1 pseudogene is annotated in these 246 nt (G+C 45.5%); it reads left to right on the top strand.

Features of this window, described 5'->3' with window-relative positions:
• A pseudogene (locus F752_RS26405) lies at window positions 1–246 on the top strand (hypothetical protein); the annotation flags it as partial.

Raw genomic sequence — 246 nt, forward strand, 5'->3', positions numbered from 1 at the left:
TTCCAGGATTATCTTCAGGTGGTTTATACCCATGAAAAGGAAGAGGAGGCCTATGTGAGGTCAGCTATGCTGTTTGGATCACGCAAGCCTACCTATCAGACGTCTGTAATCTCCCTGCGTAGTAAAAGTGTTGTTCTAGACGAAACAGGAAGTATTACTGAGCCGCTGGATATTCAGTTTGAGGGATACTGGGGGTGGGAAAAAGTAGGAGATATGTTACCCCTTGATTACCAGATCGGAAGCGAA

It is taken from the genome of Nafulsella turpanensis ZLM-10, from assembly GCF_000346615.1.
Taxonomy (GTDB): domain Bacteria; phylum Bacteroidota; class Bacteroidia; order Cytophagales; family Cyclobacteriaceae; genus Nafulsella; species Nafulsella turpanensis.